The sequence below is a fragment of the Singulisphaera photorubra genome (assembly GCF_045290345.1).
Taxonomy (GTDB): domain Bacteria; phylum Planctomycetota; class Planctomycetia; order Isosphaerales; family Isosphaeraceae; genus Singulisphaera.
Window position 1 is genome coordinate 3,652,304 of the sequence record NZ_CP155447.1, and the last position, 23,120, is coordinate 3,675,423.

21 protein-coding genes and 1 pseudogene are annotated in these 23,120 nt (G+C 62.1%); 9 read left to right on the plus strand and 13 right to left on the minus strand.

Annotated elements, in window-relative coordinates; all coding sequences use genetic code 11:
* Positions 1-29: 29 nt before the first annotated feature.
* Together V5E97_RS13985 and V5E97_RS13990 are read left to right on the plus strand one after the other, a co-directional pair.
* Positions 30-629, plus strand: a complete 600-nt coding sequence (locus V5E97_RS13985; RefSeq protein ID WP_406699933.1) for a glycine cleavage system transcriptional repressor — start codon at positions 30-32, stop codon at positions 627-629.
* On the plus strand, positions 616-1,992 hold the full coding sequence (locus tag V5E97_RS13990; RefSeq protein ID WP_406699934.1) for a PFL family protein: 1,377 nt from the start codon (positions 616-618) through the stop codon (positions 1,990-1,992). The genes V5E97_RS13985 and V5E97_RS13990 overlap by 14 nt, the downstream gene beginning before the upstream one ends.
* Positions 1,993-2,267: 275 nt before the next feature.
* On the opposite strand, the gene V5E97_RS13995 is transcribed toward V5E97_RS13990, so the two are convergent.
* The 10 genes from V5E97_RS13995 to V5E97_RS14040 form a co-directional block, all read right to left on the minus strand.
* Complete coding sequence (locus tag V5E97_RS13995) at positions 2,268-2,702, minus strand: DoxX family protein (protein WP_406699935.1); 435 nt, start codon at positions 2,700-2,702, stop codon at positions 2,268-2,270.
* Positions 2,703-2,754: 52 nt separating this feature from the next.
* A complete protein-coding gene (locus tag V5E97_RS14000) occupies positions 2,755-3,114 on the minus strand; it encodes a YciI family protein (RefSeq protein WP_406699936.1) in 360 nt (119 codons plus the stop codon).
* 38 nt (positions 3,115-3,152) lie between these two features.
* Positions 3,153-3,632, minus strand: a complete 480-nt coding sequence (locus V5E97_RS14005; RefSeq protein WP_406699937.1) for a DUF1579 domain-containing protein — start codon at positions 3,630-3,632, stop codon at positions 3,153-3,155.
* Between the two features lie 104 nt (positions 3,633-3,736).
* On the minus strand, positions 3,737-4,114 hold the full coding sequence (locus V5E97_RS14010; RefSeq protein WP_406699938.1) for a YciI family protein: 378 nt from the start codon (positions 4,112-4,114) through the stop codon (positions 3,737-3,739).
* 89 nt (positions 4,115-4,203) lie between these two features.
* Positions 4,204-5,451: an RNA polymerase sigma factor gene (locus V5E97_RS14015; RefSeq protein ID WP_406699939.1), complete on the minus strand. Its 1,248-nt coding sequence runs from the start codon at positions 5,449-5,451 to the stop codon at positions 4,204-4,206.
* A 258-nt stretch (positions 5,452-5,709) separates the two neighbouring features.
* Positions 5,710-6,783 carry a fatty acid desaturase family protein gene (locus tag V5E97_RS14020; protein ID WP_406699940.1) on the minus strand — a complete coding sequence of 358 codons (1,074 nt, stop codon included), beginning with the start codon at positions 6,781-6,783 and terminating at the stop codon, positions 5,710-5,712.
* A gap of 73 nt (positions 6,784-6,856) precedes the next feature.
* A complete protein-coding gene (locus tag V5E97_RS14025; RefSeq protein WP_406699941.1) occupies positions 6,857-7,603 on the minus strand; it encodes an amino acid ABC transporter ATP-binding protein in 747 nt (248 codons plus the stop codon).
* Positions 7,600-9,231: an ABC transporter permease subunit gene (locus tag V5E97_RS14030; RefSeq protein ID WP_406699942.1), complete on the minus strand. Its 1,632-nt coding sequence runs from the start codon at positions 9,229-9,231 to the stop codon at positions 7,600-7,602. The genes V5E97_RS14025 and V5E97_RS14030 overlap by 4 nt, the downstream gene beginning before the upstream one ends.
* Before the next feature lie 122 nt (positions 9,232-9,353).
* Positions 9,354-10,562, minus strand: coding sequence for a ceramide glucosyltransferase (locus tag V5E97_RS14035; RefSeq protein WP_406699943.1), 1,209 nt, complete (start codon positions 10,560-10,562; stop codon positions 9,354-9,356).
* A gap of 87 nt (positions 10,563-10,649) precedes the next feature.
* Entirely contained in the window at positions 10,650-11,099 is a 450-nt protein-coding gene (locus tag V5E97_RS14040) for a hypothetical protein (protein ID WP_406699944.1), read from the minus strand.
* A 304-nt stretch (positions 11,100-11,403) separates the two neighbouring features.
* Here V5E97_RS14040 and V5E97_RS14045 point away from each other — a divergent pair, with 304 nt between their 5' ends.
* Positions 11,404-12,186 (plus strand): protein-L-isoaspartate(D-aspartate) O-methyltransferase, encoded by a 783-nt coding sequence (locus V5E97_RS14045; protein ID WP_406699945.1) that lies wholly within the window; start codon positions 11,404-11,406, stop codon positions 12,184-12,186.
* Positions 12,183-15,056, plus strand: coding sequence for a hypothetical protein (locus V5E97_RS14050; RefSeq protein WP_406699946.1), 2,874 nt, complete (start codon positions 12,183-12,185; stop codon positions 15,054-15,056). The genes V5E97_RS14045 and V5E97_RS14050 overlap by 4 nt, the downstream gene beginning before the upstream one ends.
* Positions 15,057-15,186: 130 nt before the next feature.
* Here the strand turns inward: V5E97_RS14050 and V5E97_RS14055 are convergent, their stop codons facing one another.
* Complete coding sequence (locus tag V5E97_RS14055; RefSeq protein WP_406699947.1) at positions 15,187-15,519, minus strand: CYTH domain-containing protein; 333 nt, start codon at positions 15,517-15,519, stop codon at positions 15,187-15,189.
* Between the two features lie 7 nt (positions 15,520-15,526).
* Positions 15,527-15,751: pseudogene (locus V5E97_RS14060) on the minus strand (class IV adenylate cyclase); the annotation flags it as partial.
* A 148-nt stretch (positions 15,752-15,899) separates the two neighbouring features.
* Between V5E97_RS14060 and V5E97_RS14065 the strand changes: the two are divergent.
* The 5 genes from V5E97_RS14065 to rpsR all read left to right on the plus strand — a co-directional run bounded on the left by V5E97_RS14065 (position 15,900) and on the right by rpsR (position 21,333).
* Positions 15,900-17,102 carry an alpha/beta hydrolase family protein gene (locus V5E97_RS14065; protein WP_406699948.1) on the plus strand — a complete coding sequence of 401 codons (1,203 nt, stop codon included), beginning with the start codon at positions 15,900-15,902 and terminating at the stop codon, positions 17,100-17,102.
* Between the two features lie 303 nt (positions 17,103-17,405).
* On the plus strand, positions 17,406-19,109 hold the full coding sequence (locus V5E97_RS14070) for an ArnT family glycosyltransferase (protein WP_406699949.1): 1,704 nt from the start codon (positions 17,406-17,408) through the stop codon (positions 19,107-19,109).
* A 166-nt stretch (positions 19,110-19,275) separates the two neighbouring features.
* Positions 19,276-20,031, plus strand: coding sequence for a sulfotransferase-like domain-containing protein (locus tag V5E97_RS14075; protein ID WP_406699950.1), 756 nt, complete (start codon positions 19,276-19,278; stop codon positions 20,029-20,031).
* A complete protein-coding gene (locus tag V5E97_RS14080; protein WP_406699951.1) occupies positions 20,031-20,933 on the plus strand; it encodes an aminotransferase class IV in 903 nt (300 codons plus the stop codon). Before V5E97_RS14075 ends, V5E97_RS14080 begins: the two co-directional genes overlap by 1 nt.
* Positions 20,934-21,090: 157 nt before the next feature.
* On the plus strand, positions 21,091-21,333 hold the full coding sequence (gene rpsR, locus V5E97_RS14085; RefSeq protein WP_015248499.1) for a 30S ribosomal protein S18: 243 nt from the start codon (positions 21,091-21,093) through the stop codon (positions 21,331-21,333).
* Between the two features lie 107 nt (positions 21,334-21,440).
* On the opposite strand, the gene V5E97_RS14090 is transcribed toward rpsR, so the two are convergent.
* Positions 21,441-22,985 (minus strand): DUF1570 domain-containing protein, encoded by a 1,545-nt coding sequence (locus tag V5E97_RS14090; RefSeq protein WP_406699952.1) that lies wholly within the window; start codon positions 22,983-22,985, stop codon positions 21,441-21,443.
* Positions 22,986-23,120: the final 135 nt, after the last annotated feature.

The following is a 23,120-nucleotide window of genomic DNA, read 5'->3' on the forward strand; positions in this document are numbered from 1 at the left end:
GATCCTCTCCTCACTTATTCGGGTCGGACATGTCTACTTATATTGTGACGGTCACGGCGGCCGATCGGGTTGGGATCGTCTATTCGGTGGCGGGGACCCTGCGCGATCAAGGGGGAAATATCCTCGAGCTCAGCCAGACGGTGATGCGGGGCTGCTTCACCATCATTCTTGCGGTGGAGTTTCCTGGTCCGCGCACGCCGCATCAGCTTGCCGAGATCATCGCCGAGCGCGGTAAGCGGTTCGACCTGACGGTTGCGGTGATCGAGATGAAGGACGAGGCCCTGGAACCGCCGGTCCCCAACGGCGAGCGGTTCATTCTGACGGTCCTCGGAGGCGATGGGATCGGCAATATCCATGGGATCGCGGGCTGCCTCGCCGCGAATGGGGTGAACATCGTCGACCTGCACGCGCGGGTCGATGGTTCCCGGTTTTCGTTGATCATGGAGGCGTTTCTCCCCCCCGATCTCTCACCAGCGACCGTGCGGGCGGAACTCGAGCGGTTCGGCCGCGACCATGGGCTGGAAGCCTACGTGCAGCACGAAAACATATTTCTCGCCACCAGTGAACCGAGCCCCGTGCGAGTGGGGCCAGCCTGGAAATCGCAAGGAGACGCCGTTGCACCGCACTGAGGACGTCCTGTCCACCCTCGGCATGATCCGTCAGCACAAGCTCGACGTGCGGACAGTGACCATGGGCATCGACCTCCAACCTTGCGCCTCGCCCGACATCACGGTCCTTTGCGACCGGATTCGCCAGCGGCTGCTCCGGTTCGCAGGGCGGCTTCGCGCGGTCTGCCTTGAGGTTGAAGGCCGTTATGGTATTCCCATCGTCAATCGCCGGATCGCCGTGAGCCCCATCGCCGCGGTCGCCGCTGGGCATACGGCCGAGGGTTATCTCGCGGTGGCCCGGACGCTCGATGCGGTTGCCGCCGAAGTGGAGGTCGACCTCGTCGGTGGATTTACCGCGCTCGTTCAGAAGGGCTCGACCGATGGGGATCGCCGGCTGATCGAAGCGCTTCCCGAAGTCCTCTCGACCACCCAGCGCGTCTGTGCTTCGGTCAACGTCGGAACGACGGCGGCCGGGATCAACATGGATGCCATCCTGGCACTCGGGCATGTTCTCAAAGATACGGCCGAACGAACTCGCGATCATGATGGGTTCGGCTGTGCCAAGCTCGTGATTTTCGCCAACGCCCCGACCGACAACCCCTTCATGGCCGGCGCCTTCCACGGGGTCGGTGAGCCTGACTGCGTAATCAACATCGGGGTCAGTGGTCCCGGTGTCGTCAAGGCGGGTATCGAAGACTTGCTTGCTCATGCGTCAACGCGTTTGACCCTGGGTGAGATCGCCGAGGAAATCAAGAGCACGGCCTTCCGCGTCACGCGAGTCGGCGAGTTGATCGGTCGAGAGGTCGCCTCGCGACTCGGCGTCCCGTTCGGGATCGTCGACCTGTCCCTGGCGCCCACGCCGCAAGTCGGCGACAGTGTCGGGGAAATCCTCCAGGCGATGGGCGTCGTCCGGATCGGAGCGCCAGGCTCAACCGCGGCACTCGCCCTCCTGAACGACGCGGTCAAGAAGGGGGGGAGTTTCGCCTCCTCGTCGGTCGGCGGCCTCTCCGGCGCCTTCGTCGCCGTCAGCGAGGACTCTGCGTTGGCCAAGGCGGTCGAGGTAGGGGATCTGACCCTGGCCAAGCTCGAGGCGATGACGGCCGTCTGTTCGGTCGGACTCGACATGATTGCCGTCCCGGGCGACACCGATGCCGAGACCCTCGCCGCCCTGATTGCCGACGAGGTTGCCATCGGTGTGATCAACCACAAAACGACCGCTGTCCGGGTGATTCCGGTCCCCGGCAAGGTCGCCGGAGAACGCGCGGTGTTCGGCGGCCTCTTCGGTGAGATGGCGATCTTGCCGATTCACGCCGCTGGCGGAAGCACCGCGTTCGTCCGGCATGGCGGTCGGATCCCCGCGCCATTGTCGAGCCTGCGGAATTAGTGCCAGGGACCGCCTCCCCGGATCGTCGGATCCGGGGGGCCTTCTGATCTAGAGCGGTTTTCCTTTGCATTGCGCACAGCGGAGGAAAAAGGGGACTGGCTCCTGGCTCCTGGCTCCCGGCCCCTGAGCCCTTGAATCTCGCCGAACGCTTTGGAGGCCGGGTGCCTGTCCCCTTTTTCCGTGCGCTAGCCGGTCGGGAACCGCTCTAAGTAGCGTGTGTGCCCTGGCACGATCGACTGCCTTCTCACTCCGTTTCGGGGCACGCTGTGTTTGTCCTACGCCGCCAATGGATCGGCTGAAGGTTGAGACTGCCGGATGGGAACAAGGAACCGCAGACGAGGCTCCCGCAAGTAGAGCCCGCCCCAGATGATCGCACCGACGAGGCTGGGGAAGACCATTGGGAAGACCGGCCCGCCCAGTCGAACGTGTGTCCAGGTCGCGCCCCCCAGATAGCCGGTGAGTAGGATCGCTCCCAGGATTGAGGTCTTTGGAATCCAATAGATCAGCGTGGCGGCGATCAAGACGATTCCCAATCCGGGGACCACTCGTTCGGGAATTTGCAGCTGATTCGATGCGTCGATGACAGGAGCCACCATGATCACTTTCATGGCGCCATCGAACAGCAAGAACAGGACTGCGAGACCCGTCAGGAATCGACCAGCGTAGCGCGCGGTTTTCGATATCGGCTCAGTTTCCGCATCGGATCGCATGAACGAACTCCTGTCAGATTCGACTCAAAACCTGAAATACAAGAAACCGAAATCACGCATTCGGCGGCAGGCCGTCGAGTTCCATGACCGGTCGGATCTCGACGGTACCCACGCGGGCTCCTGGGATTCGGCCGGCGATGCTGATCGCCTCGTCGAGATTCTCCGCGTCGATCAGGAAATAGCCGCCGAGTTGTTCACGTGTTTCCGCGAACGGCCCGTCAGTGATCAGCTGTTTCCCGTCACGAACGCGAATACTGGTCGCCGTCGCGGCCAGATGCAGGGGCGAGGCGCCGAGATACTGGCCTTTGGCGTGGAGTTGTCGAGTCAACTCGATCGACTCGGCGTAGCAGCTTTCTCGCTCAGCCTCGGTCCACGCGTTCTCGTCGCCGTAAATGAGTAACATGTATTTCATAGTCGAATTCCCGAACGGTGGCATCCGGATTTCGTGAATCACGGCTTGCGACGGTAATGGACGGTCATGAACTGAGTCCAGGTGCCGTCTTCGCCCAAAACTTGCGACGTCAAGATCCGGTGGTTGTCGTCGACGAACTCGATGCGGTCCTTATACTTTGCCGTTTTCTTGCCGGTGAAGTCGGGGCCATCGGCGTCGAGCGTGAGCACCTTTTCCGCGGCGTCGAGCGATCCATTGTAGATCCAGAGATACGACATCATCGAGGCAATGAACGTCCCCACATAGCGTTGTTGCTGCGGATCATAGCCGATCGTCATGATCGACTTCGCGGATTCGCCGCCCGGCATCTGGCCCTCACCTTCGGCGACGATCCAGAGCCCGCCAATCGAGCGGACGAAATCGACTCCTTTCGTCTTCATCAACGGCTGATCCGGCCCCATGCTGCATTCGGATTCGCTCGTCCACTCGCCAACGAACTTGTCGAGCCAGTTGTGCTCTTTCTGAGGTCCTGGGAACATCGATTTCTCGCTTTTTGTGATGTGGGTGAAACGAATCTGAACGTGTGGAATTGCGATTGATGGCATCAGAAAACGGAAAATTCGGCTCGATTTCGAGGCTGGGCTCACCGCTTTTCGGCGGAGACTAGCGCGTTGATTTCCTCATCGGCAGCGCGAATTTCAAAAGTCCCGTGGCGGACTCCTGGATGCTTGGACATCAACTGGATCGCATGGTTCAAGTCTCTTGCCTCAAGGAAAAGGATGCCTCCGAGCTGTTCCTTCGTCTCGGCAAACGGTCCGTCGGTGACCATGACTTTTCCGTCCTGGAACCGCAACGTGGCCCCGTTCCGGACACTCTGGAGCGCTTCGCCGCCGAGAAAGTGTCCGCCTCGGCGAAGCTCGTCGTCGTAGGCAAGGCAATCCTCCATGAAGGAGGCTTGCTCGGTCTTCGACAACACGTCCCACTTCGATTCGTCCAGGTATCCCAGGCAAATAAATCGCATCGTTCCCTCCAGAATCAGGAGTGCAATGGCTTCGATTGCCGAGTAGTCGTTCGGCGCGGTGGCGAATCGACAAGGGGCCAAGACTTTTTTTAGCCGAGCTCGCGAAGGCGTCGTTCGAGAAAACGACGCTCCGGTTCTTGCCGCGCGAGCGTGAGGGCATGCGTATAGGATTGCCTGGCTTCCGCTGTTCTTCCCAGCCGCCGGCATAGATCGGCTCGTGCCGCATGCGCCAGGTGGTATTCGGCCAGTTCGCCTCGCGCCAGGATCGCATCGATGTGTTCCAGCCCGGCTGTCGGTCCGTCGCGCATTGCGAAAGCCACGGCTCGATTCAACTCCACGACCGGCGATGGCTCGATGCGCGCAAGCACGTTGTACAAGGCCACGAGTTGAGCCCAGTCGGTGGCCTCGGCCGTGGGCGAATCGGCGTGCACCGTGGCGATGGTAGCCTGGATGGTATAGGCACCGAACTGTCGGGATGCGAGCGCACGTTCGACCAGGGCTCGGCCTTCATCAATCTGGTTTCGGTTCCAGAGCGAACGGTCCTGATCTTCCAGTAAGATCAGGTCTCCTTCAGGCGACGCCCGTGCCGTGCGGCGGGATTCCTGGATCAGCATCAGTGCGAGCAGTCCCATCACCTCGGGATCCGGCAACAGCTCAATGAGGAGGCGTCCCAGGCGAATCGCCTCGGCGGAGAGATCCGGTCGGTTCAGCGTCTCGCCGGATGAGGCCGAGTATCCTTCGTTGAACACGAGATAGATAACCGACAGAACCGAGTCCAACCGTTCGGGAAGGTCGGCGAGTGACGGCACCTGATAGGGGATTTGGGCGTCTCGGATCTTCGCCTTGCCGCGAACGATGCGCTGGGCGATCGTCGACGGTGTGGTCAGAAAGGCGCTGGCGATTTCCTCGGTCTTCAACCCGCAAACTTCCCTCATTGTCAGGGCGATCTGCGTGCTCGGAGGCAGGGCAGGATGGCAGCACGTGAAGATCAAACGCAGGCGATCGTCCTCGACTCCCTCCTCTTCAACCGGGACGGTCGTCGTGCCTTGATCGAGTCGAGTGGCCAGCTCCGCGAGTGTGGAATCGAACCGTACCCGGCGGCGAATCGCGTCAATCGCCTTGAAGCGGCCGGTGGAAACGAGCCAGGCTCTCGGATTCTCCGGCAGCCCATCGCGCGACCATTGTTCCAACGCCGCGGTGAACGCTTCGTGCAACGCCTCTTCGGCCAGATCAAAATCACCCAACTGGCGGATCAGAGTGGCGAAGACGCGGCGCGATTCGGAGCGGTAAATGGCGTCTACCGACTGAGAGACCTGCTCGGTCGTGATCTCATTCATCCGTCGATTTCTCCAAACCGGACCGCCCGAGAGTCGTTCGCTGACTGTTTGTACAGTGTAATGGGGCGGTCGGTTGCTGAAAAGAGAGAATCGAGAGACTGCTGGTGTCTGACTTGTGAGCGGTCTTTGTCGAGTGAGGACTTGCGGCCCCTTCTCACCCGTGGGGATGGCCCGATCTATCTCCCGATCTCCTTGTCAGAGCGGCAGTTCAGATGATAGGCCGGGTGCACCCCACGAGGACGGGCGGTCGCCCGGGTCTCAGTCGACCCGGACGCTGCTTGGTCGTCGAGCGAAGGATTTAGGGGCGGGGATGACCGATTTTCTCGCCAAAACTTCCAGTACCGAAGGACCCTTCGTGCCCAGCCTGCGGAAGAAATAGCCTTCGCAGATCTGGACGTTCTCGCGGTAGGGCCGGTGTCGCGATAACCGTCGGTGTGCCTCGGCGATACGGTAATGAGGAACCATGGCGAACAGGTGGTGCGTCAGGTGAAACGACTGGCCGTAGGGGAAGACGCAGGCGCTCCAGATCGGGTTCACGCGGAAGACGCGCGAGTTCGTCAGGTCGCCGTCGTCGGGAGCATTGCTGTGGTGCGCGATCTCGCGAAGCTGCATCAGGAGGGGGTAAATCGTCAGGAGGGGAACCACCCAGAAGAGGCCGAAGATCGGCCAGACGTGAAGGATCTGCACCATGGCCAGCACGGTCAGCCAGTACGAACCCCGAAGGCGGCGGGCCACTGACTTGGGATAGGCGGTGCGAACAACCGGGCTGGGCTCGGCGGTCCCGAGATTCGCCGCTTTGGCTCGGCCGAACAGGTAGCGAAGGATCGACGGGGGCCAGAGTCCGCGGAGCACGTAGCGTTGCCAGAAGCGAGGCTTGCTGATCGGGAAGTGATGCGGCTCCGATTGATTCAGACGCATCAGGTCGGGGTCGCGTTCCGGGTCGTTGACGAACTGGTGGTGGCCGAAGTGGGCCATGCGATACTGCTGCGTCATCGCCACCAAGGGGAAGAGTAGAAAGAGGTCGGAGACAAGTTCGTTGGCCAGCCGGTTCTTGAAGAGCGTGTAGTGGCTGGCGTCGTGCGCCAGGCCTGAGAGCCGGTGCTGCGAGACCGCAACCAACGTCACTCCAACCAGGGTCCAGGGCACGAAGCCGAGCGTCGAGAGCCGGCCGGTCGACCACGCATTGAACCCGGCCGAGCATCCCCAGAGGACGAGCCCGAGCCAGAGGTATTCCACGGCCAAGTAGGCGATGTTCGTCCAGTTGTCAGTCTTTAGGAGCGGCCGCAAGTCGGACTGGGCTTGATCCCAAGAGATGTCAGGGGTCGGTTCCATGACAGGCGTACATCCATGATCAGGGGGTAACGGCCGCGATCTCCGGAGTCGAGCCGTTTCCTGATTGATATCGTCATGCCGCCTGCACTTCCGACAGAAGCATTCGGGTCGCTTCCTGGAGCGGGTACTCGAAAATCTGCGCAGGGGGACCCGACTCGATGACTTGGCCTTCGCCGAAGACATGAATCGTATGGGCAACCTGGCGGGCGAACTGCATGGCGTGGGTGACGACGATCATCGTGAGGCCGTCGGAGGCCAGATCGGTCATGACGGCGAGCACCTCGGCCGTCATTCGCGGATCGAGGGCACTGGTCGGCTCATCGAACAGGATGGCGTGCGGTTCCATGGCCAGGGCCCGTGCGATGGCCACGCGCTGTTGCTGGCCCCCCGAGAGCTGACGGGGCATCGCCCTCAGCTTGTCGGCCAGACCGACCCGGTCGAGCAGTCGCCTGGCTCGGTCCTCGGCCTCGTCTCGTGCGAGCCCCCGGACGTAGATCGGTCCTTCCGTGACGTTCTCGAGGACGGTACGGTGAGGAAAGAGGTTGAAGCTCTGGAAGACCATACCGACCTCCTGGCGAATTCGCCTGAGGGTCTGATTGCGGATTGCAGCGGGGGTGTCGGACTCGAGCGTGAGTCCGTCGATGGCAATCGTTCCCCCTTGAAACGTTTCTAGTCCGTTCAAGCAACGAAGGAAGGTACTCTTACCCCCGCCTGAGGGGCCGATGATCGCGGCGACCTCGCCTCGAGCGACGGCCAGGCTCACGCCGCGGAGGACTTGTAGAGGCCCGTGAGACTTGATCAGTCCGTTCACCTCGATCATATCAGCGCCCCTCCCTTCGCCGCCGCGGCATCGAGTCGCCGTTCGGACCAGCGCGAGAACCAGGATAGCGGGATGCTCATTGCCATGTAGAGCACCGCGGTTGCGATCGCGAACTCGATCCAGCCCCCCGTACTGTTACCCAGGATCGAGTACTGCTTGGTCAACTCGACCAGGGTAATCGCCGAGCAGACCGACGTATCCTTGAACAAGGCGATGAAGTCGTTCGTCACCGGTGGAATCACGATCCGGACCGCCTGAGGCACGATCACCCGGCGCAGGGCCATGCGCCGGGACATCCCGAGTGCCAGCGCGGCCTCCATCTGTCCGCCGGGGATCGCTTGCAGTCCTGCCCGGTAAATCTCCGCTTCGTAGGCCGAGTAATTGATCGCCAGTCCTCCGATTCCCGCCACGAGTGGAGGCAACTTGAGGAGGTAGAACAGTACGAAAAGCTGGAGCATCAAGGGAGTTCCTCTCAGCAGCTCGACATAAGCTGAGAGGATCATGCGGAGAAAACGTGGTCCGTAGAGTCGTCCCAACGCGACGAATAACCCGATCGCCATCGCCAGCGGCATCGACGTGGCCGACAGCAGGATCGTCATCAACGCGGCGTCGAACAGGAGCGTCCGATACTGCCAGAGCATGGTAAGGCCACGCGGAGGGCCTGAGCCGGTGGTCACAAACCGGGCGCCGGTCCATCCGGTCAGCTCGTCCTGTGCGCTGTTCCAGAGGCCGTACCGTTCGTAGAGGCTGCGCAGCGAACCCGACTCGATGAGGCGACCGATCGCACGATCGAGCTCGCGGTGAAGCGCCTCGTCGGATTTCCTGACGAAGATGACGTAGTACCCACGGCCTTCGGGAGGGCCGGCCAGTTCCAGGCTGGGGAACCGGTCGCGATAGAAGAGCGCTGCGGGAAGGTCTTGGAGCGTGGCCTCAATCTGGCCGTTGCGGACCGCCGTCATCGCGTCGGTGGCGCCGTCGAAGGAAAGCACCTCCACGTTCGCCCCCCCTGACTCTCGTGCGAAGGTGTCGGCCGCCGAACTGCTCAAGACCCCGATGCGCCAGCGACGCTTTTTGGGGTGCGGGCGCTCGATGTCGGCCCACGACCGGATCGTCCCCCCGCGCGGGGCCATCAGTTGAAGCTGATAGACGTAATAGGGGCGGGTTGCCAAATACTCACGGGACCGGCTCTCAGTCCATTCGTACCCGTTGACCACCACGTCGACCCGGTCGGTGTCGAGAACCTTGAGCAGCCGATCCCAGGGCCCTTGGGAAAAGACGGCCTGAACGCCCAGGTCCTTGGCCAGTTCGTTCATCAGCTCGACTTCGAAGCCGGTGACCTCGCGTGGCGCCTTGGGGTCGGGATAGGCGTAAGGTCCTCCCCCTTCCTTGTCGCTTCCATAGACCAGGCGACCGGCCTCGCGGACCTTGGCCAATGTGTCTGCACGGCCAGGTTCGGCACTGACGGTGAGGCCGGCCATGGCCATGGTCAGGATCAGCAGGATCGGACGGTGACGCGAATGGCGAAATTCGGCGTTGGTGGGTCGTGGAGCGCGTTGGCCAAAGCAAGTCAACGAGGAGGTTGTCTCGGAGAGAGGGGTGGATTCGGGGGCACCGACCGGTTTTTCCATCAAGAAGCTACTTTCTTCCAGGCGATGAATGGATTTTCCAGCAAGTGAGACGAATCACTGGCTTGTGGCGATGAATCGCACCGAGAGGAATCGACGGGCCGGATGTTCGCCGGTTCTCGAGATCATCCCTCGTGTTCGTGCTGCGACCGCAGCCGCTGAGCTCGGCGCATCCTGCGACGGACCGTCAAGGGCACCTCCGTCGATCGAAGTCGAGTGAATCGACCGATCCGGAAGCGATGCCCGCGCCACTGGACCCGATCATTCACCAGGGCGTCGAACCAGACGGGCAAGAGGAACAGATCCTTCGCCGGGCTGAGCAAGAGGTGGCGAATTCTTGGGAACGTTCCCCGGAGCCAGCGAGTCTGGATCGCGTCACGCGCCATTCCCAGGCCGACCAGAACGATCAGGCCGCCCCAGGCGAGGTGGGTCTCGCCCGAAAGCGCCCAGACGATTCCGATTGTCGCGAGGTTGGCGGTCGGCTCGATCACGAACGTCGGAAAGGCGAGCCGGCGGCGGATCTTGTACCAACGCGAGTGGCGGTTGAGGAACCAGCGGAACCCACGGGTCTGGTTGACGTTTTCGATGACGTGGTGGCTCAGGCGGATCGTATAGCCCGCCTTCCGCACCCGCATGCCGATCACCTGGTCTTCGGCCAGCAGGTTGCGCACGGCGGCGAACCCGCCAATGGCCTCGAGCACCCGAACCGGCAACAGCATCGACTTGCCCACGACGCAGGTCATTCGCAGGAGCGACGCCGCGGCAACGCCGCCGGCGATGAATCCGTTGAGCTCGAGGTTTTCGAGGACCGCTCCGGTCTGAACCTCGCCCACTCCCACAAACAGATTCGTGACCAGCCCAACTCCAGGCTCGGCGAGGTAGCAGGTCGTTTCCCGCAAATAGCTTGGGCGAACCCGAACGTTGGAGTCACTGATCAAAATCAGATCGTGCCGGCGATAGCGATCCATCGCCGCGAGACTCTCCACCTTCGGGTTAAGTCCGAAAGCAGGGCAGCCGACGATCAACTGGGCGTCCCGTTGCGGGTACTCGGCAAGCAGGCGACCGACAATCGGGATCGCCGGATCGTCATTGTCCGCCACGCAGAAGAGCAGTTGATAGGTCGGGTAATCGAGCTCGAAGAAGCTTCGAAGGTTTTCTTCGAGCCCCTCATCCTGACCTTTCAGGGGCTTGTAGATCGACACCGGGGGCGTGTAGAGCGGGAGATTCGTGCGACTCCGGGTGGCCCAGAATAGCGAGATCATGCCGAACAGCGTGGTTGCCACGGCAAAGATCGCGATCAGGCCGAGCAGGTAGTTGGCGTTGACCATCGCCATGATAGGAAGGCATCCCCGGCGGTGCCGCCGCCGTCGGCCCGAATCTGGGACGCTCCGTCCGGAGCGACTTCTTCGTCACACCGCGTGTCAATCATCCTTGGGTTGCATGCGTAGGTCCATGGAGCCTTGACAGCATGGACAGATCTGCGGATACCGGACACTAATCGAGCAGATCTCACAATAGTATTCGGGCGTCCGGAGCATTCCGTTGAACTCGACTTTGAACGAGAGCACTTGAACGTAGGGAAGCTTGGGGAGACGCCGAACTTTGAGTTCCGCCGGTCGGTCGCGTAACCGTTCATCCTGGAAGAGTGCCCGACTGGCGTCGTCGGAGAGCAGGGGGGTGAGTGTCTGATCCTGGGCCTTCAGGACCACCTGGGTGGCGATCGGCGCCTCGTCGAATTTTCGTCCCTGCTCGTTTAGTACTTTGGTGAGCTCAACGACTTGGCCCTTGAGCGTGGACACATTCGGTCGGGAAGAGTCGACCGGCGCGTCGGCAGACAACGCTAATAGGATGAAGCAAGCCATCATCGGCATGATCACCCCCGAGAACTTTTGACGTATGAACTGGGCGAGTTTGCCGTCGTTCGTGGAGAGAGGGTTTGTGCGGGATCTCAGTATAGCGGGAAGTGGGGATGCGGCCAAGCGGATTCCTCTTGATCCCAAGGCCGCAACCTCCGCATACCCGAATTTACGGAGACGATTCATGTTGAATGGATTCGACTTATGCGTTTGCGATGGAGTCAAGAACTTCCGTGTGAGCCAGGAATCCGTGTAATATCAGAGGGATCACCCCCCAACGATGATTTCCGTTCACGCTTCTCCCGGAAGGAGATTCGCCATGTCATCACGGGCGACAGTTGCGGTCTGTCTCGGTCTGAGTCTCGCGTGCCAGTGGCTTGCGGTCGTTCGGTCTCGCGGTGGTGAGCCTGTCGCGACCGCGGCCGCGGCCGATCCCACGGAGCCCGCTCGCAAGCGAATGGTCGAGCGGCATCTGGTTGAACGAGGGATCAAGGATCCGCGCGTGCTCGACGCGTTCCGTACGGTTCCGCGCCATCGCTTTCTTCCCGAGGGCACCGGCAGACAGGCTTACGACGACGAATCGATCCCGATCGGCGAGGGGCAGACGATCACTCCCCCCTTCGACGTGGCGTTCATGACCGAGTCGCTTCAGCCGAAGCCGACCGACAAGGTTTATGAGGTTGGCACCGGTTCCGGCTATCAGGCCTCGATCCTCTCGCGGCTGGTCAAGGACGTTTATTCCGTTGAGATCAAGGTGCCACTCGGCAAACGGGCCGCTGAAGTGATCAAGGATCTTGGGTACACGAATATTCACACCAGGATCGGTGACGGATACGCCGGCTGGCCCGAGGCGGCGCCGTTTGATGCGATCATCGTCACCTGTGCGCCGGAAGCGATCCCCCAACCGCTTGTCGACCAGCTCAAGGAGGGGGGGCGGATCGTGATTCCAGTGGGGAATCGATTCAATCAGATGGTCTACTTTGGGACGAAAAAAGACGGCAAGTTGGTCCTCAAGGAGCTTCGCCCGACCTTGTTCGTTCCCATGACCGGCCGCGCTCAGCGTGAGGCGATCGAGGCGCGGAAGAACAAGGAGAAGCCGTGAGAAAGATCGTTCGGTTCTGGGCCCTGAGCGTCTTGTGCAGCGTCGCGTTTGGATCTTGGGTCGTCGGGCAGGAAGAGGAGCTCGAGCGGCCCGCTCCTCCCGCTCTCGACGATTTCGAGGCGGACAAGAACAAGGACGGGATTCCCGATGGCTGGTACAACGCTCGGGATGTCGTGCTTACTCCTCAAGGGGGGAAGGTCGGTCCTCACTGTCTGAAGTTTGAGGTCCGCAAGCCGGGACGGCCCGCGCGGCTGAGCCGTGCCTTCGGCCTCGACGGCCGAAAGACCGAGGCCGTCATCGTCGGCGCCTGGATCCGTGTCGATCAGATCCAGTCCGGCGAACGGCTCGGCGAAGATCCCGGCATCATGCTCGATTTTCTGGGCGAAGGGCTCCGTGCCTTGCGGCGAGGAACCCTCGGCCCGTGGGGGAGGACGCCCAGCGGACGCTGGACTCGGGTCTCGCGGCGAATTCCGGTACCTCCCGGCACGCGTGACGCGATCATGTCAGTGGGGTTGCTCGGTGCCACCGGGATCCTGGAAGTCGACGGCCTGACGGTGGAACTCATCCCGGTGGGGGGGGCGGAAAGTACGAATCTGGTCAACAACGGCGATTTCGAGCTCGGAGATCCGGCCCCGTTTGCCTGGAACCTCGAGAACGGCGCTCAGCGATCATTCCCAGGGTTCCAATCGGATTCGGCGATCGAACTTACGAGGTCAGGCGCACGCGCCTTGACGGGTCTCGCCGTGACGATCGACTCATTGGGCCAACTGAACGTCGCGGTCAGTGTTCGCGGCCAAGGTTTGCGTGGAGCAGGGGGGGCGTCGGGAAATCTTTTCTTCGTCGATGCCAATGGGCGTCCGGTGTTGGGCGCCGGTGGTGGAGCCAACCTCTTCCGGTGGTCGGGTACGTTCGACTGGCGAATCGCCCGCACCACGATTCCGGTCCCTGCCGGTGCGACCCGCGCGGTGCTCCAGTTCGAAAAGTCCGACAGCAACGGCTTGCTTCGGATCGACGATGTTGTGGTGACCTCGGCCCCCGACCCCAAGCTGGGAACCTGGACTCCTTATCACGTCGAGGACGATACGACGGGTTGGGCCGCCGTGACCCCTTCTCGGGCGATCGATGCCAGTTCCGCGCTCGATGCGTCCTTCCTGCTGGATGCGCCCGCGGGAAAGCATGGATTCGTCACGGTCCGCGACGGTCGACTCGCCTTTTCCAAAGGGGGGCGTGCCCGCTTCTTCGGCGTCTATCTTTTGCCCCCCTCCGCCTATCTCGAAACCGCGGAGGCCGACGCACTGGCCGACCGGCTGGCGCGGTCGGGGGTCAACCTGGTTCGTCTCGCCGATCTCGATACCGCGCTCGGCCCCGATCGCAGTTTGTACGATGATACACGCGACGATACCAAGGTGTTTGACACGAACGCCCTGGCCAGGCTCGACCACCTGATTGCCGCACTCAAGTCACGTGGCGTCTATGTCTCGTTGGAGTTGCAGAGTGCCCGGCGCTTCCGCGCTGACGACGGGGTCGCCAACCCGTATGCCCTACCGCCGGGGGGCGGGCCGGCGGCCGAGTTCGATCCTGCGATCGGAAAACTCGCGCTCGAGTCGGCCAAGGCCCTGCTCGAGCACGTGAACCCCGAAACGGGCCTTGCCCTGCGTGACGATCCGGTCCTGGCCTGGGTCACCCTGGCGGGGGAGACATCGCTGTTTGATCAGCTCGAACGGCCGGAGCTATTGCCGGCCGAATACTCCGGGTCGCTTCGCACGCTTGCATCCAAGAGTTCGGTGGGCGGAGTTCGACGCATCTGGCAGGAGCTGGGCGAGACGCACTGGAGAGAGATGGCGAATTCACTCCGCAAGGACAAGCTCCGGGTACCGATCGCTGGGGTCTCGCACTGGCGCCGTGATCCCGAGTTCTCCGCGCAGCAAGCGGCGACCGGCCTTGATCTGATCGACGATCGGCTGTACTGGTCGCCTCCCCCCTGGGCGGCTCCCGAGCGTCGCTCACTCCTTTGGAGCCAGGACGGGGCACTCATCGCTGGGGCGACTCACAAGCGAAGGTCCGATCGTCCTTATGTGGTGAGTCAGTGGTGTCATCAGACGCGAGGCGGGTGGGCATTGCCCTACGAGGCGGCTGATTTGATGCTGGCCGTGGATATCGCTGGGTCCGACGATTGGGATGCCCTGGTGCGTCGAGGGGTCTTCCTACATCCGGAACTTTGGGGGAGCGCCGCGGCCGGGACCGGCGGCGGCGAAGACCTGTTCCAGCTTCCCGAAGTGATCAACGGCATGCCCCAGATTTATTCACTCTGGCCGCACGCCGCTTCGCTCCTCTTGCGGAGTGAGCGGAGCGCCGAACCGCACTCGGGACAGACCACTCGTCCTCCTCTACGCCACCGGGCCAATCGCGCCGTCGCGGGGTGGGACCCGAGCCGTGGCCGCCTCGTGATCGAGTCGCCATTTACCCAGGGGTTCGCCGGCTGGCCAGGGGGAGAGGCCGCCGCGTTCGAGCATCTCGTCTTCGAGACCGATCAGTCCTACGCAGTGATCGTCGCCTCCTCGGTTGGCTCCGCTCCCATCGCCACCACCAAGCGACTGCTCGTGACGGCCGTTGCGCAAGTCGAACCGTCCGGGTTCCGTTGGGTGGACGAGTCGAAGGTGGAGGTGGCCGAACCGGGCACGCCGCCGTTACTTCAGGAACCCGTTCGCGCCAAGGTGCTCTGGCGGCGCAAGGGGAACGTCAAGGCGTACCCCCTCGACAACAACGGCACGCGAGGCCCCGCGGTCCCTCTCGTCGAAAGAGAGGATGGCCTCGAGCTGACGATCAACGGGTCGAAGGCAAACTTCCACTGGGAGTTGGTCGAGGAATAAGAACTGAGCAAGCTTGACTTGCTCATATCATTGAATAGGTTGAGGCCTTTTTTCAAGGCGAGAGGGAGCGTCGGCTCCCTCTCTTTTAATCGGCCAACGAAAGCCAAGGGAGCCGACGCTCCCCACTCGGTCACTGCCGGGCCGCTCCCGCGTCAAGGTGCATGCGCAGGTAGGATCGCGGTTCGACCTCGGTCAGCTCGAGTTCCCGGGCCAGGTCGATCACGGCGGCTTGGGCGGCCGGAAGGTCGGCTTCTTTGGTGGCGAACGCCTCGACTTCAGCGAACTCACCTAGCCCTTCGGTCGTGTCGAGTGCGACCTCGATCGGAAGACCCTGGTATTCGAGATGGAAGGGCCGTCTTGTCTTTCGGACCGCGGCGACTTTGCGGAAGCCGAGCTGATTGAACAGTCGGAATAGCTTCGAACGCCTGTTCGCCTTCCGCGAACGGGAGCTCGATCTCCTCACGCGACTTGGTGGGGCCACTCAGGCGAGGCCCTTTGTAGGTGATCCGGTTTTCGGAGCCGATCCTGCGAATTCGAAACGCCTCGTTGGTCTGGGCAAAGTCGCGCGAGGGATGGCCGAGGTACACATCCTCGTGGCTGACCTCGGGTTCGGCCCTGGCTCCCATCTCAGCCAATCGGCGGACGAGTTCGAGGTGGTTGTTCGTCCGGAACTTGATTTCGACCTCAAAGCTCATGAAAGCAGAACCAACATCAATTGAGAAGGCCGGGGGCAGTCGCGGAGCGAGAACCGCCGGGTCAAACCTTGTTCGGGCCACGTTGCCGACACTACCATAAGTCGCTGACGTCCTGCCACGGATCCTGGCCCTCGGGAGAAGGTCCTCGATGAGTTATCGTCACGGCTTCGCGCTGCTCATATTTCTGTTCACCACGGTCTTTTCCGGTAACCCGGCGACGGCCGAACCCGCCGAGCGGCGATTCACCGGCCCCTGGAACCTCGAGTCGCTCCAGCAGCCACCCCAGGCAACATGGGGAGCGGAGTCGGGCCTGGTCCGTGAAGTTTATTACGAGGGCGAGCCCTTCCAGGGAAAGCCGACTCGCGTCTTCGCCTACTACGGAAAACCAAAGGGAGATGGCCCGTTTCCCGCCATGGTTTTGGTCCACGGCGGTGGCGGCAAAGCCTTTCGGGAGTGGGCATCGCTCTGGGCCGAGCGAGGCTATGCGGCGCTGGCCATGGATCTGGCGGGACATGGCCCCGACGGGCTCAGGCTCGTGGACGGCGGGCCCGATCAGGATGACCAGGGCAAGTTCCATGACTTCGCCGACTCGGAAGCGTCGCAGATGTGGACCTATCATGCGGTGGCTGCCGTGATTCGAGGACATTCACTTCTCGCCGCCCGACCGGAGGTCGACGCGAAGCGGATCGGGATCACCGGAATTAGCTGGGGAGGCTACCTGACCTGCATCGTCGCCGGCCTGGACGATCGTCTCAAGGTCGCCGTTCCGGTCTATGGGTGCGGCTACCTGAATGACAACAGCGCCTGGGTCGCTCGGTTCAAAGCGATGTCATCCGCTCAGCGCGATCGGTGGCTGTCCCTCTTTGATCCGTCGAAATACCTTGGCGGCGTGCGCTGTCCGATCCTCTTCGTGAATGGCACCAACGACTTTGCTTACCCGTTGGACAGCTACCAGAAGTCCTACCGCCAGGTCCCGGGGCCGGTCGACCTGTGCGTGACCGTGCGAATGCCCCACGGTCACCCCCAGGGATGGGCACCTCAGGAGATCGGCCTGTTCGTCGACAGCGTGATCGAGGAGGGCAAGCCACTTGCCCGGCTCGGTGCCCCCTTGATTGCCAACGGTCTCGCCTCGACAGCGATCGTGAGCCAGAATCCCCTGGTCCAGGGCGAGCTGGCCTATACGACTGACGAAGGCGAGTGGCCGAAGCGTGAGTGGAAGACGGTGGCAGCCACCCTTTCCGACGGCAAGGCAACGGCGCCGTTACCCGAGAAAAGACCCCTGGTGTTTTTTCTGATGGTTAAGGACGATCGGGGCGCGGTGACGAGCTCGCCACACGTCGAGTTGAAGTGAACGAAAGAGTCGTTTTTCGGACTCAGCGTCTCAGGCCAAAGCCTCTGAGGCTGCGTCCGTGGACGGAAGCGCCGGAAAAATCGAAAAAATTGGAAAAATCGCCAATTTCATTCAATGGCGGAAGTGAGGTTGTCGATTAATGAGGAAGGATCTCCGCCAACAGGCGGAGATTCCGCCGAAGCTGGTGGGCCGTGCCCATCCGACGAAGAAGATGGAACATCAGCGGGTTCACGCAGATGCGGCGGAGATGCCGCAATTCGCCCAACCTCTCGCGGCGGATCAGCCTTAGCTCAAGGAGGAAACGTGGCCGCGATCGATCCTATGCTACTCGCCACGAACGACGACCCTTCACGACGAACCTGGCCGGTCCGCCAGGCGATTTTGGTGGGCCTTCTGGCCCTGACCTTGAACCTGGCCGGCAATGGTCGAGTCAGCCTTTTCGATCGAGACGAGCCGCGCTATGCCGGGGCCACGCGTGAGATGCGGGCCAGTGGCGATTGGGTTCACCCGACCTTCAACGCCGAGCCCCGTTATCACAAGCCGGTCTTGATCTATTGGCTGATGATGGTCGGCACGGCGGTGGGGGGAGACAACCCGTTCGGGGTGCGCCTGGTGTCCTCCTTGGCGGGGGCCGCCACCTGCCTGGTCGTCTGGGCCTGGGGTCGCCGCATGCTCGGTGAGCGGGCAGGCCTCCTGGCTGGCCTGATCCTGGCCACGGCCCCGATCGTCGTGGCCGAATCGAAGATGGCGACCACGGACGCGACCTTGATGCTCTGGGTTGTGGGCTGTCAGTTCTGTCTCTGGGAACTGTCACAGCGCCAGTCCTGGAAGATTGCGGCGCTCTTCTGGACTTTGCTCGGGCTGGCCATCCTGACCAAGTCGCCCGCCGGGCCGGTGCTTCTCTTTGCCTCGGCGGCCGTCTCCTGGTGGTGCGGTGGGCCGACCTCCTTTTTGAAACGGCTGCACTGGCGATGGGGCCCCTTGCTCTGTGCGGCGATCGTGCTTCCCTGGAACGTGGCGATCCTGATGAGGTCTCACGGCGAGTACTACAACGTCGCCGTGGGCTATCACATCATTCGCCGGGCGACGTCCGGGATCGAAGAGCACGGTGGCTTTCCCGGTTATTACGTTGTCCTGAGCTTCCTGACCTGTTTTCCCTGGTCGGCATTGCTGCCGGCGGCTCTGTATGCCGGCTGGTCGCGGCGGAAAGAGTCTCCCGTCTTCGGGTTCCTGCTGGGCTGGATCGTCGGCCCGTTGATCTTGCTGGAATGTGTTCGGACGAAGTTGATCCACTACTATCTCCCGGCGTTTCCAGCCTGGGCTTTGCTGATCGCCTGGATGGTCGTCGCGGTCACCGAGTCGGAAATCGCGCTGGAATACTGGAAGTTGGGGCGTCACGCCGTCCGGTTCCTGCGGACGATAGCGACGGGCGCGATCGCCGGCCTCCTGGCCGCGGCCTGGTTTGCACCTCCTGAGCTTCGAGCGGCCTGCCTCGTTCTCTCGGCCATCATGCTTGTTGGCACTCTCCTGTTCCACGTCCATTACAAGATGGGGGGGATCGAGCGGGCGACCCAAGTGCTGATCGCTTCCAGTGCGCTCATGACCTTGCTGCTTGGGGTTTGGGTTCTGCCGGCACTCGAACCGTACCGGATTTCCGGTGTCATCGGCCGGCGGCTCGCCGAGCTCGAGTCGCGCGAGCAGGCCAAGGCGATCCTTTGTACGTTTGACCTTCCAGGAGTGGTTTACGCGCTCGGGCACCCGGCACCAATCGTTCGCGGCATCAACAAGTTGGTCGCTCAGGTCGACAGGGACAAGAAGGTCATTGTTCCGCTCCGTCCTCAGGAAGTACCGGTTCTCCAGCGCGAAGCTCGGCTGGACGTCGAGGTCCAAGAGACGATCCGTGGTTACAACCTCGACAAGGGCCGCACTGAGACTTTGATCATGGCGGTCATCCGACCGAGGGCGACGACCCTCGTCAAGCAACCGGATTCCACGATCATCCGGTAGGCTGAGCCTTTGCCGACCCACCGTCGGGATCTCACCGACGGTGGGTTTCAATTCGCCGGCATTGGGCGATAATCAGGGCCTGTGAGACCCGGCTGAGCCGGAGGGAATCAAGGCCGCTGCGTCCTTGGATCCGCTCAGTCCAGGCCCCAACGGCAGTTGGATTGCCATGTCTGCACCACGTCGAATCGCCATGTGGTCGGGCCCACGAAACATTTCGACTGCGCTCATGCGTTCGTGGGGGAATCGTCCCGATACGTTCGTTGCCGACGAACCACTCTACGCCCATTATCTTCAGCAGACGGGCATCGACCATCCCGGGGCCGCCGAGGTGATCGCAGGGCACGAGCCCGACTGGCGGAAGGTGGTCGCCTGGATGACCGGCCCGATTCCCGATGGTAAGTCGGTCTTCTTCCAGAAGCAGATGGCCCATCACCTTCTGCCCCAGATCGACCGCGCCTGGCTGGGGCAAGTCGACAACGCGTTCCTGATCCGCGACCCTCGCGAAATGCTCGTGTCGCTCGCCAAGGTCCTTCCCAACCCGACCGTCGCGGATACGGGCCTCCCCCAACAGGTTGAGATCTTCGAGTGGGTCAGGCGTCACGGCGGCTCCAGCCCGCCTGTGGTCGACGCGCGTGACGTCCTGGAGGACCCGCGGACCACCTTGGTCCTGCTGTGCGACGCGCTCGGGGTGCGCTTCCTGGACGCGATGCTTTCCTGGCCCGCCGGACCACGCTCGAGCGACGGCGTCTGGGCGAAGTACTGGTACGCGAACGTCGAGAAGAGTACCTCGTTCCAGCGGCCGACCACCTCGAATGAAGCGTTTCCGGCCCATCTCGAAGGACTGCTCCAGGAGTGCGTCCCCTACTACGATGCGCTCTATGCCCATCGATTAAGACGCTCCGGCGAGACCAAGGTGAGTTGATGCTTCAACAATACGACGAACGCAACCGTGACCTGATCGTCAACATCAATGGCGACCTGCGGCATCGGGACCAGGCGGGAATCAGTCCGTTTGACTCGGCCGTTCAGGGGGGAGACGCTGTCTGGGAAGGTCTCAGGCTCTATGACGGCCGGATTTTTCGGTTGGTCGAGCATCTCGACCGGCTTCGGAGTTCGGCGCTCGCCCTGGCCTTCGCCGAAATTCCCTCGCATGATGCCATCATTGAGCAGGTCCGCCGCACCCTCGAAGCCAATCGGATGCGCGATGGCGTTCATATCCGGCTGACCCTGACCCGGGGCATCAAAGTGACCTCGGGGATGGATCCCCGGCTCAATCGCGCGGGGCCGACGCTGATCATTCTGGCCGAGTACAAGCCGCCGGTTTACGACAAGGCGGGGATCACCCTGTTGACCAGCACGATTCGACGTCCCCCTCCCGACAGCCTGGATCCCAAGATCCACCACTGCAACCTGATCCCGTCGATCCTCGCCAAGATTCAGGCCAATGCCGCTGGGGCCGACGATGCCCTCATGCTCGATGCCCGGGGGTTCGTGGCCGAAACCAATGCCACGCACGTCTTTGTGGTTTCCAAGGGTGAGGTGTCCACGAGCCGGACCCTGGCGTGTCCCGAGGGGATTACCCGGACCGTGGTCCTCGAGCTCTGCCAGAGGCACGCGATTCCTCATGGCGAGCGTGACCTCTCTCTCACCGAGGTCTATCGCGCCGATGAGGTCTTCTGCACCGGGACGATGGGAGAGCTTGCTCCGGTGACGAAGATCGACGGCCGGACGATCGGCGATGGTGGTATTGGGCCCGTGACCGTGCAGCTTGGAGCCTTGTTTCGTGAGTTGACGGCGACCGAAGGGATCGCGGTGGTTGTCTGACCGATTTTGGGCGGGAGCGGATTCCTCGCTCATGGAGGACTTGACCCATGCCCGGAAATTCCCTATCGTTATGGTTTCCCGATGAGGTTGGCCACACCGCCAAGCGACTCGCTCCGTCCACGCAAGGGTTTTGAGTTCGTCCGAGGACACCTGGTATATGCCGCGGAAAAAATTTGGTCGAAACCGGAAGAACCGCTGCCGGTTCTGCACTCCCGAAGGCTGCCCGCGTCCGGCTTATGTCGATTACAAGGACGTTGGCTTGCTGAAGAAGCTCTGCACCAACCAGAGCAAGATGTTCTCGCGCAAGCGGAGCGGGAACTGTGCGGCGTTCCAGCGCGCGTCCAGCGACGCAGTGAAGCGAGCCCGTTTCATGGCGCTCATCCCCTACGTGGGCGAGTAATGCGATTCAACGGGGCGTGAGACCACGGCTGTCTTGCGTCCCTCTCTTTTTTTTCTGCTCTCCCTCCCTGTCTTGCGGTCACCACCGCGCTGAATTCCTGGGGTCCCTCAACCTCGTTTCAGGAATTTCAGAAACTGTAAATTCAGTTCCTCGTAAGAAACGCCCAGCCGTTCCTGGAGCGAGCGACCCGTGTCACGGCGGATTATGCCGCGATAGGCGTCCTTGGCGTAGTCGAGAAACGGCTCGCGATACGCTTTCCCTTGGCCTTGCATCAGGAAGACAGCCAGTGCCATCGATTGGGCGTAATGCAGATGAATCGACTCCCGGGCGTTAAAGGCAGCCTGATCGAGTTGAAGTAATCGCTCGATCGACAGAAATTCCCCTTCCTCCATTTTGGCGCGCGCGGCGTCGATCCTGGGGCCAACGAGCCCACCGACCATCATGACCCCATCGGGCCCTGGGACCACCGTCTCAAAATAGGTACCGAGGCCCTCGAAGACCCAGTAATTGCCTACATTCTTGGTATACCCATTCCGTCCCGCCGACTCGAACAGGAGCTGGTGGGAAACCTCGTGATAGAGGGTGGCGGTCGCATCGATTTCCGCCTCGGGATCGTGGAAGAAGTACGCTGGGGCACGTTTCCCTTTGCCAGACTTGGGGGGAATGTAGATTCCCAGGCTTTCCTCAATGCCGGGCTCATACGGGCTGAGGTAGTCGACGTATTCCTGCTTGTTCTTGAAGTAATAGACCTGGTGCGGGGCGGAGTTCTTCTCGCCAACCATTTTCTTGTCGCGGAATCGCTGGGCCAGCGGAAGTCGATTGTCGGTCTCAATCACGTCGGCGAGCAACGAGAAGAAGAGGTCATGAAACACTTCGAGCTGACGGCCGAATGCGATCGCCTCCGAGAGTGGAACGTTCGTTCGGATTTCGAAATGCTCGGTAGAGATGTTCCAAGCGCACTTCCAGGGGCTCCGAAGCTGGTCCGCTTGATCGGCGGGGAGCCATCGCGTTTCCCTCTGGCCGGCTGAGGCCGGGGCCGGTAGCTCCCCTTGGTCGAGATGGGAGACCCACGACGATTTTACCCACCCAAACGTCGGATGATCGACCATCCCTTCCTCGAGACGCTTACGGGCGTACGGGGTTGCCCATCCCCCTTCATGGGGGACGTACCCCAGGAGTCGACGCGCCTCAGGGTGGTCGGGTTGCCGGCTGAGGACACCGCGAAGGCACGCATCGGCAAACGCATAATGCCTCGGCATCGAGCTGACCGCCCGCTCCGCCAGGTCGAAGAGTGCTGTGGCGGTTGCCCCTTGGATTTTGCGGAGATCGCCATTCCAGGCGTCCGCGGCCTCTGGTTTGGCCGTGACATTGGCCAGCCCCTTCACGGGTGAGGAGGCGACCTTGGAAAGAACGAGATACCGCGTCGCGCCGTCGGCCAGCGGGACGGGTTCAACGGCCGTTCGGACTGTCATGGCCGCAACAGACTGCCCCTGTTCAGTCAGACGTGTGGCGAGGGCGTCGAGCTCTGCGGTCTCCTGCTCCCGGATCGTCTGAAACGCTTGATGCAGAGCTGCTGAGGGCTGGTCGGCCAGGTTAGGTGGGGGGACCTGGAGCGTGAGGAGGATTCCCAGCCCGCAATAAAAGGCCAACATTCGCGTATCCCTCGCAAACCAGGATTCAGAAAAGCAGGACTGCCGTCGCCCTGAGAACTTGGACGATCCGCCGTGAGGGCTTGTTCGGTTCCTCTGGACGGGTCAGGGCAACTGGCGCACAATGCGCGCCGCGGT

Coding starts and splice junctions, on each gene's coding strand:
- V5E97_RS13985 (WP_406699933.1), top strand. CDS start 30: ATGTCTACTTATATTGTGACGGTCACGGCGGCCGATCGGGTTGGGATC.
- V5E97_RS13995 (WP_406699935.1), bottom strand. CDS start 2,702: ATGCGATCCGATGCGGAAACTGAGCCGATATCGAAAACCGCGCGCTAC.
- V5E97_RS14000 (WP_406699936.1), bottom strand. CDS start 3,114: ATGAAATACATGTTACTCATTTACGGCGACGAGAACGCGTGGACCGAG.
- V5E97_RS14005 (WP_406699937.1), bottom strand. CDS start 3,632: ATGTTCCCAGGACCTCAGAAAGAGCACAACTGGCTCGACAAGTTCGTT.
- V5E97_RS14010 (WP_406699938.1), bottom strand. CDS start 4,114: ATGCGATTTATTTGCCTGGGATACCTGGACGAATCGAAGTGGGACGTG.
- V5E97_RS14015 (WP_406699939.1), bottom strand. CDS start 5,451: ATGAATGAGATCACGACCGAGCAGGTCTCTCAGTCGGTAGACGCCATT.
- V5E97_RS14020 (WP_406699940.1), bottom strand. CDS start 6,783: ATGGAACCGACCCCTGACATCTCTTGGGATCAAGCCCAGTCCGACTTG.
- V5E97_RS14025 (WP_406699941.1), bottom strand. CDS start 7,603: ATGATCGAGGTGAACGGACTGATCAAGTCTCACGGGCCTCTACAAGTC.
- V5E97_RS14030 (WP_406699942.1), bottom strand. CDS start 9,231: ATGGAAAAACCGGTCGGTGCCCCCGAATCCACCCCTCTCTCCGAGACA.
- V5E97_RS14035 (WP_406699943.1), bottom strand. CDS start 10,562: ATGGCGATGGTCAACGCCAACTACCTGCTCGGCCTGATCGCGATCTTT.
- V5E97_RS14040 (WP_406699944.1), bottom strand. CDS start 11,099: ATGCCGATGATGGCTTGCTTCATCCTATTAGCGTTGTCTGCCGACGCG.
- V5E97_RS14045 (WP_406699945.1), top strand. CDS start 11,404: ATGTCATCACGGGCGACAGTTGCGGTCTGTCTCGGTCTGAGTCTCGCG.
- V5E97_RS14065 (WP_406699948.1), top strand. CDS start 15,900: ATGAGTTATCGTCACGGCTTCGCGCTGCTCATATTTCTGTTCACCACG.
- V5E97_RS14075 (WP_406699950.1), top strand. CDS start 19,276: ATGTCTGCACCACGTCGAATCGCCATGTGGTCGGGCCCACGAAACATT.
- V5E97_RS14080 (WP_406699951.1), top strand. CDS start 20,031: ATGCTTCAACAATACGACGAACGCAACCGTGACCTGATCGTCAACATC.
- rpsR (WP_015248499.1), top strand. CDS start 21,091: ATGCCGCGGAAAAAATTTGGTCGAAACCGGAAGAACCGCTGCCGGTTC.
- V5E97_RS14090 (WP_406699952.1), bottom strand. CDS start 22,985: ATGTTGGCCTTTTATTGCGGGCTGGGAATCCTCCTCACGCTCCAGGTC.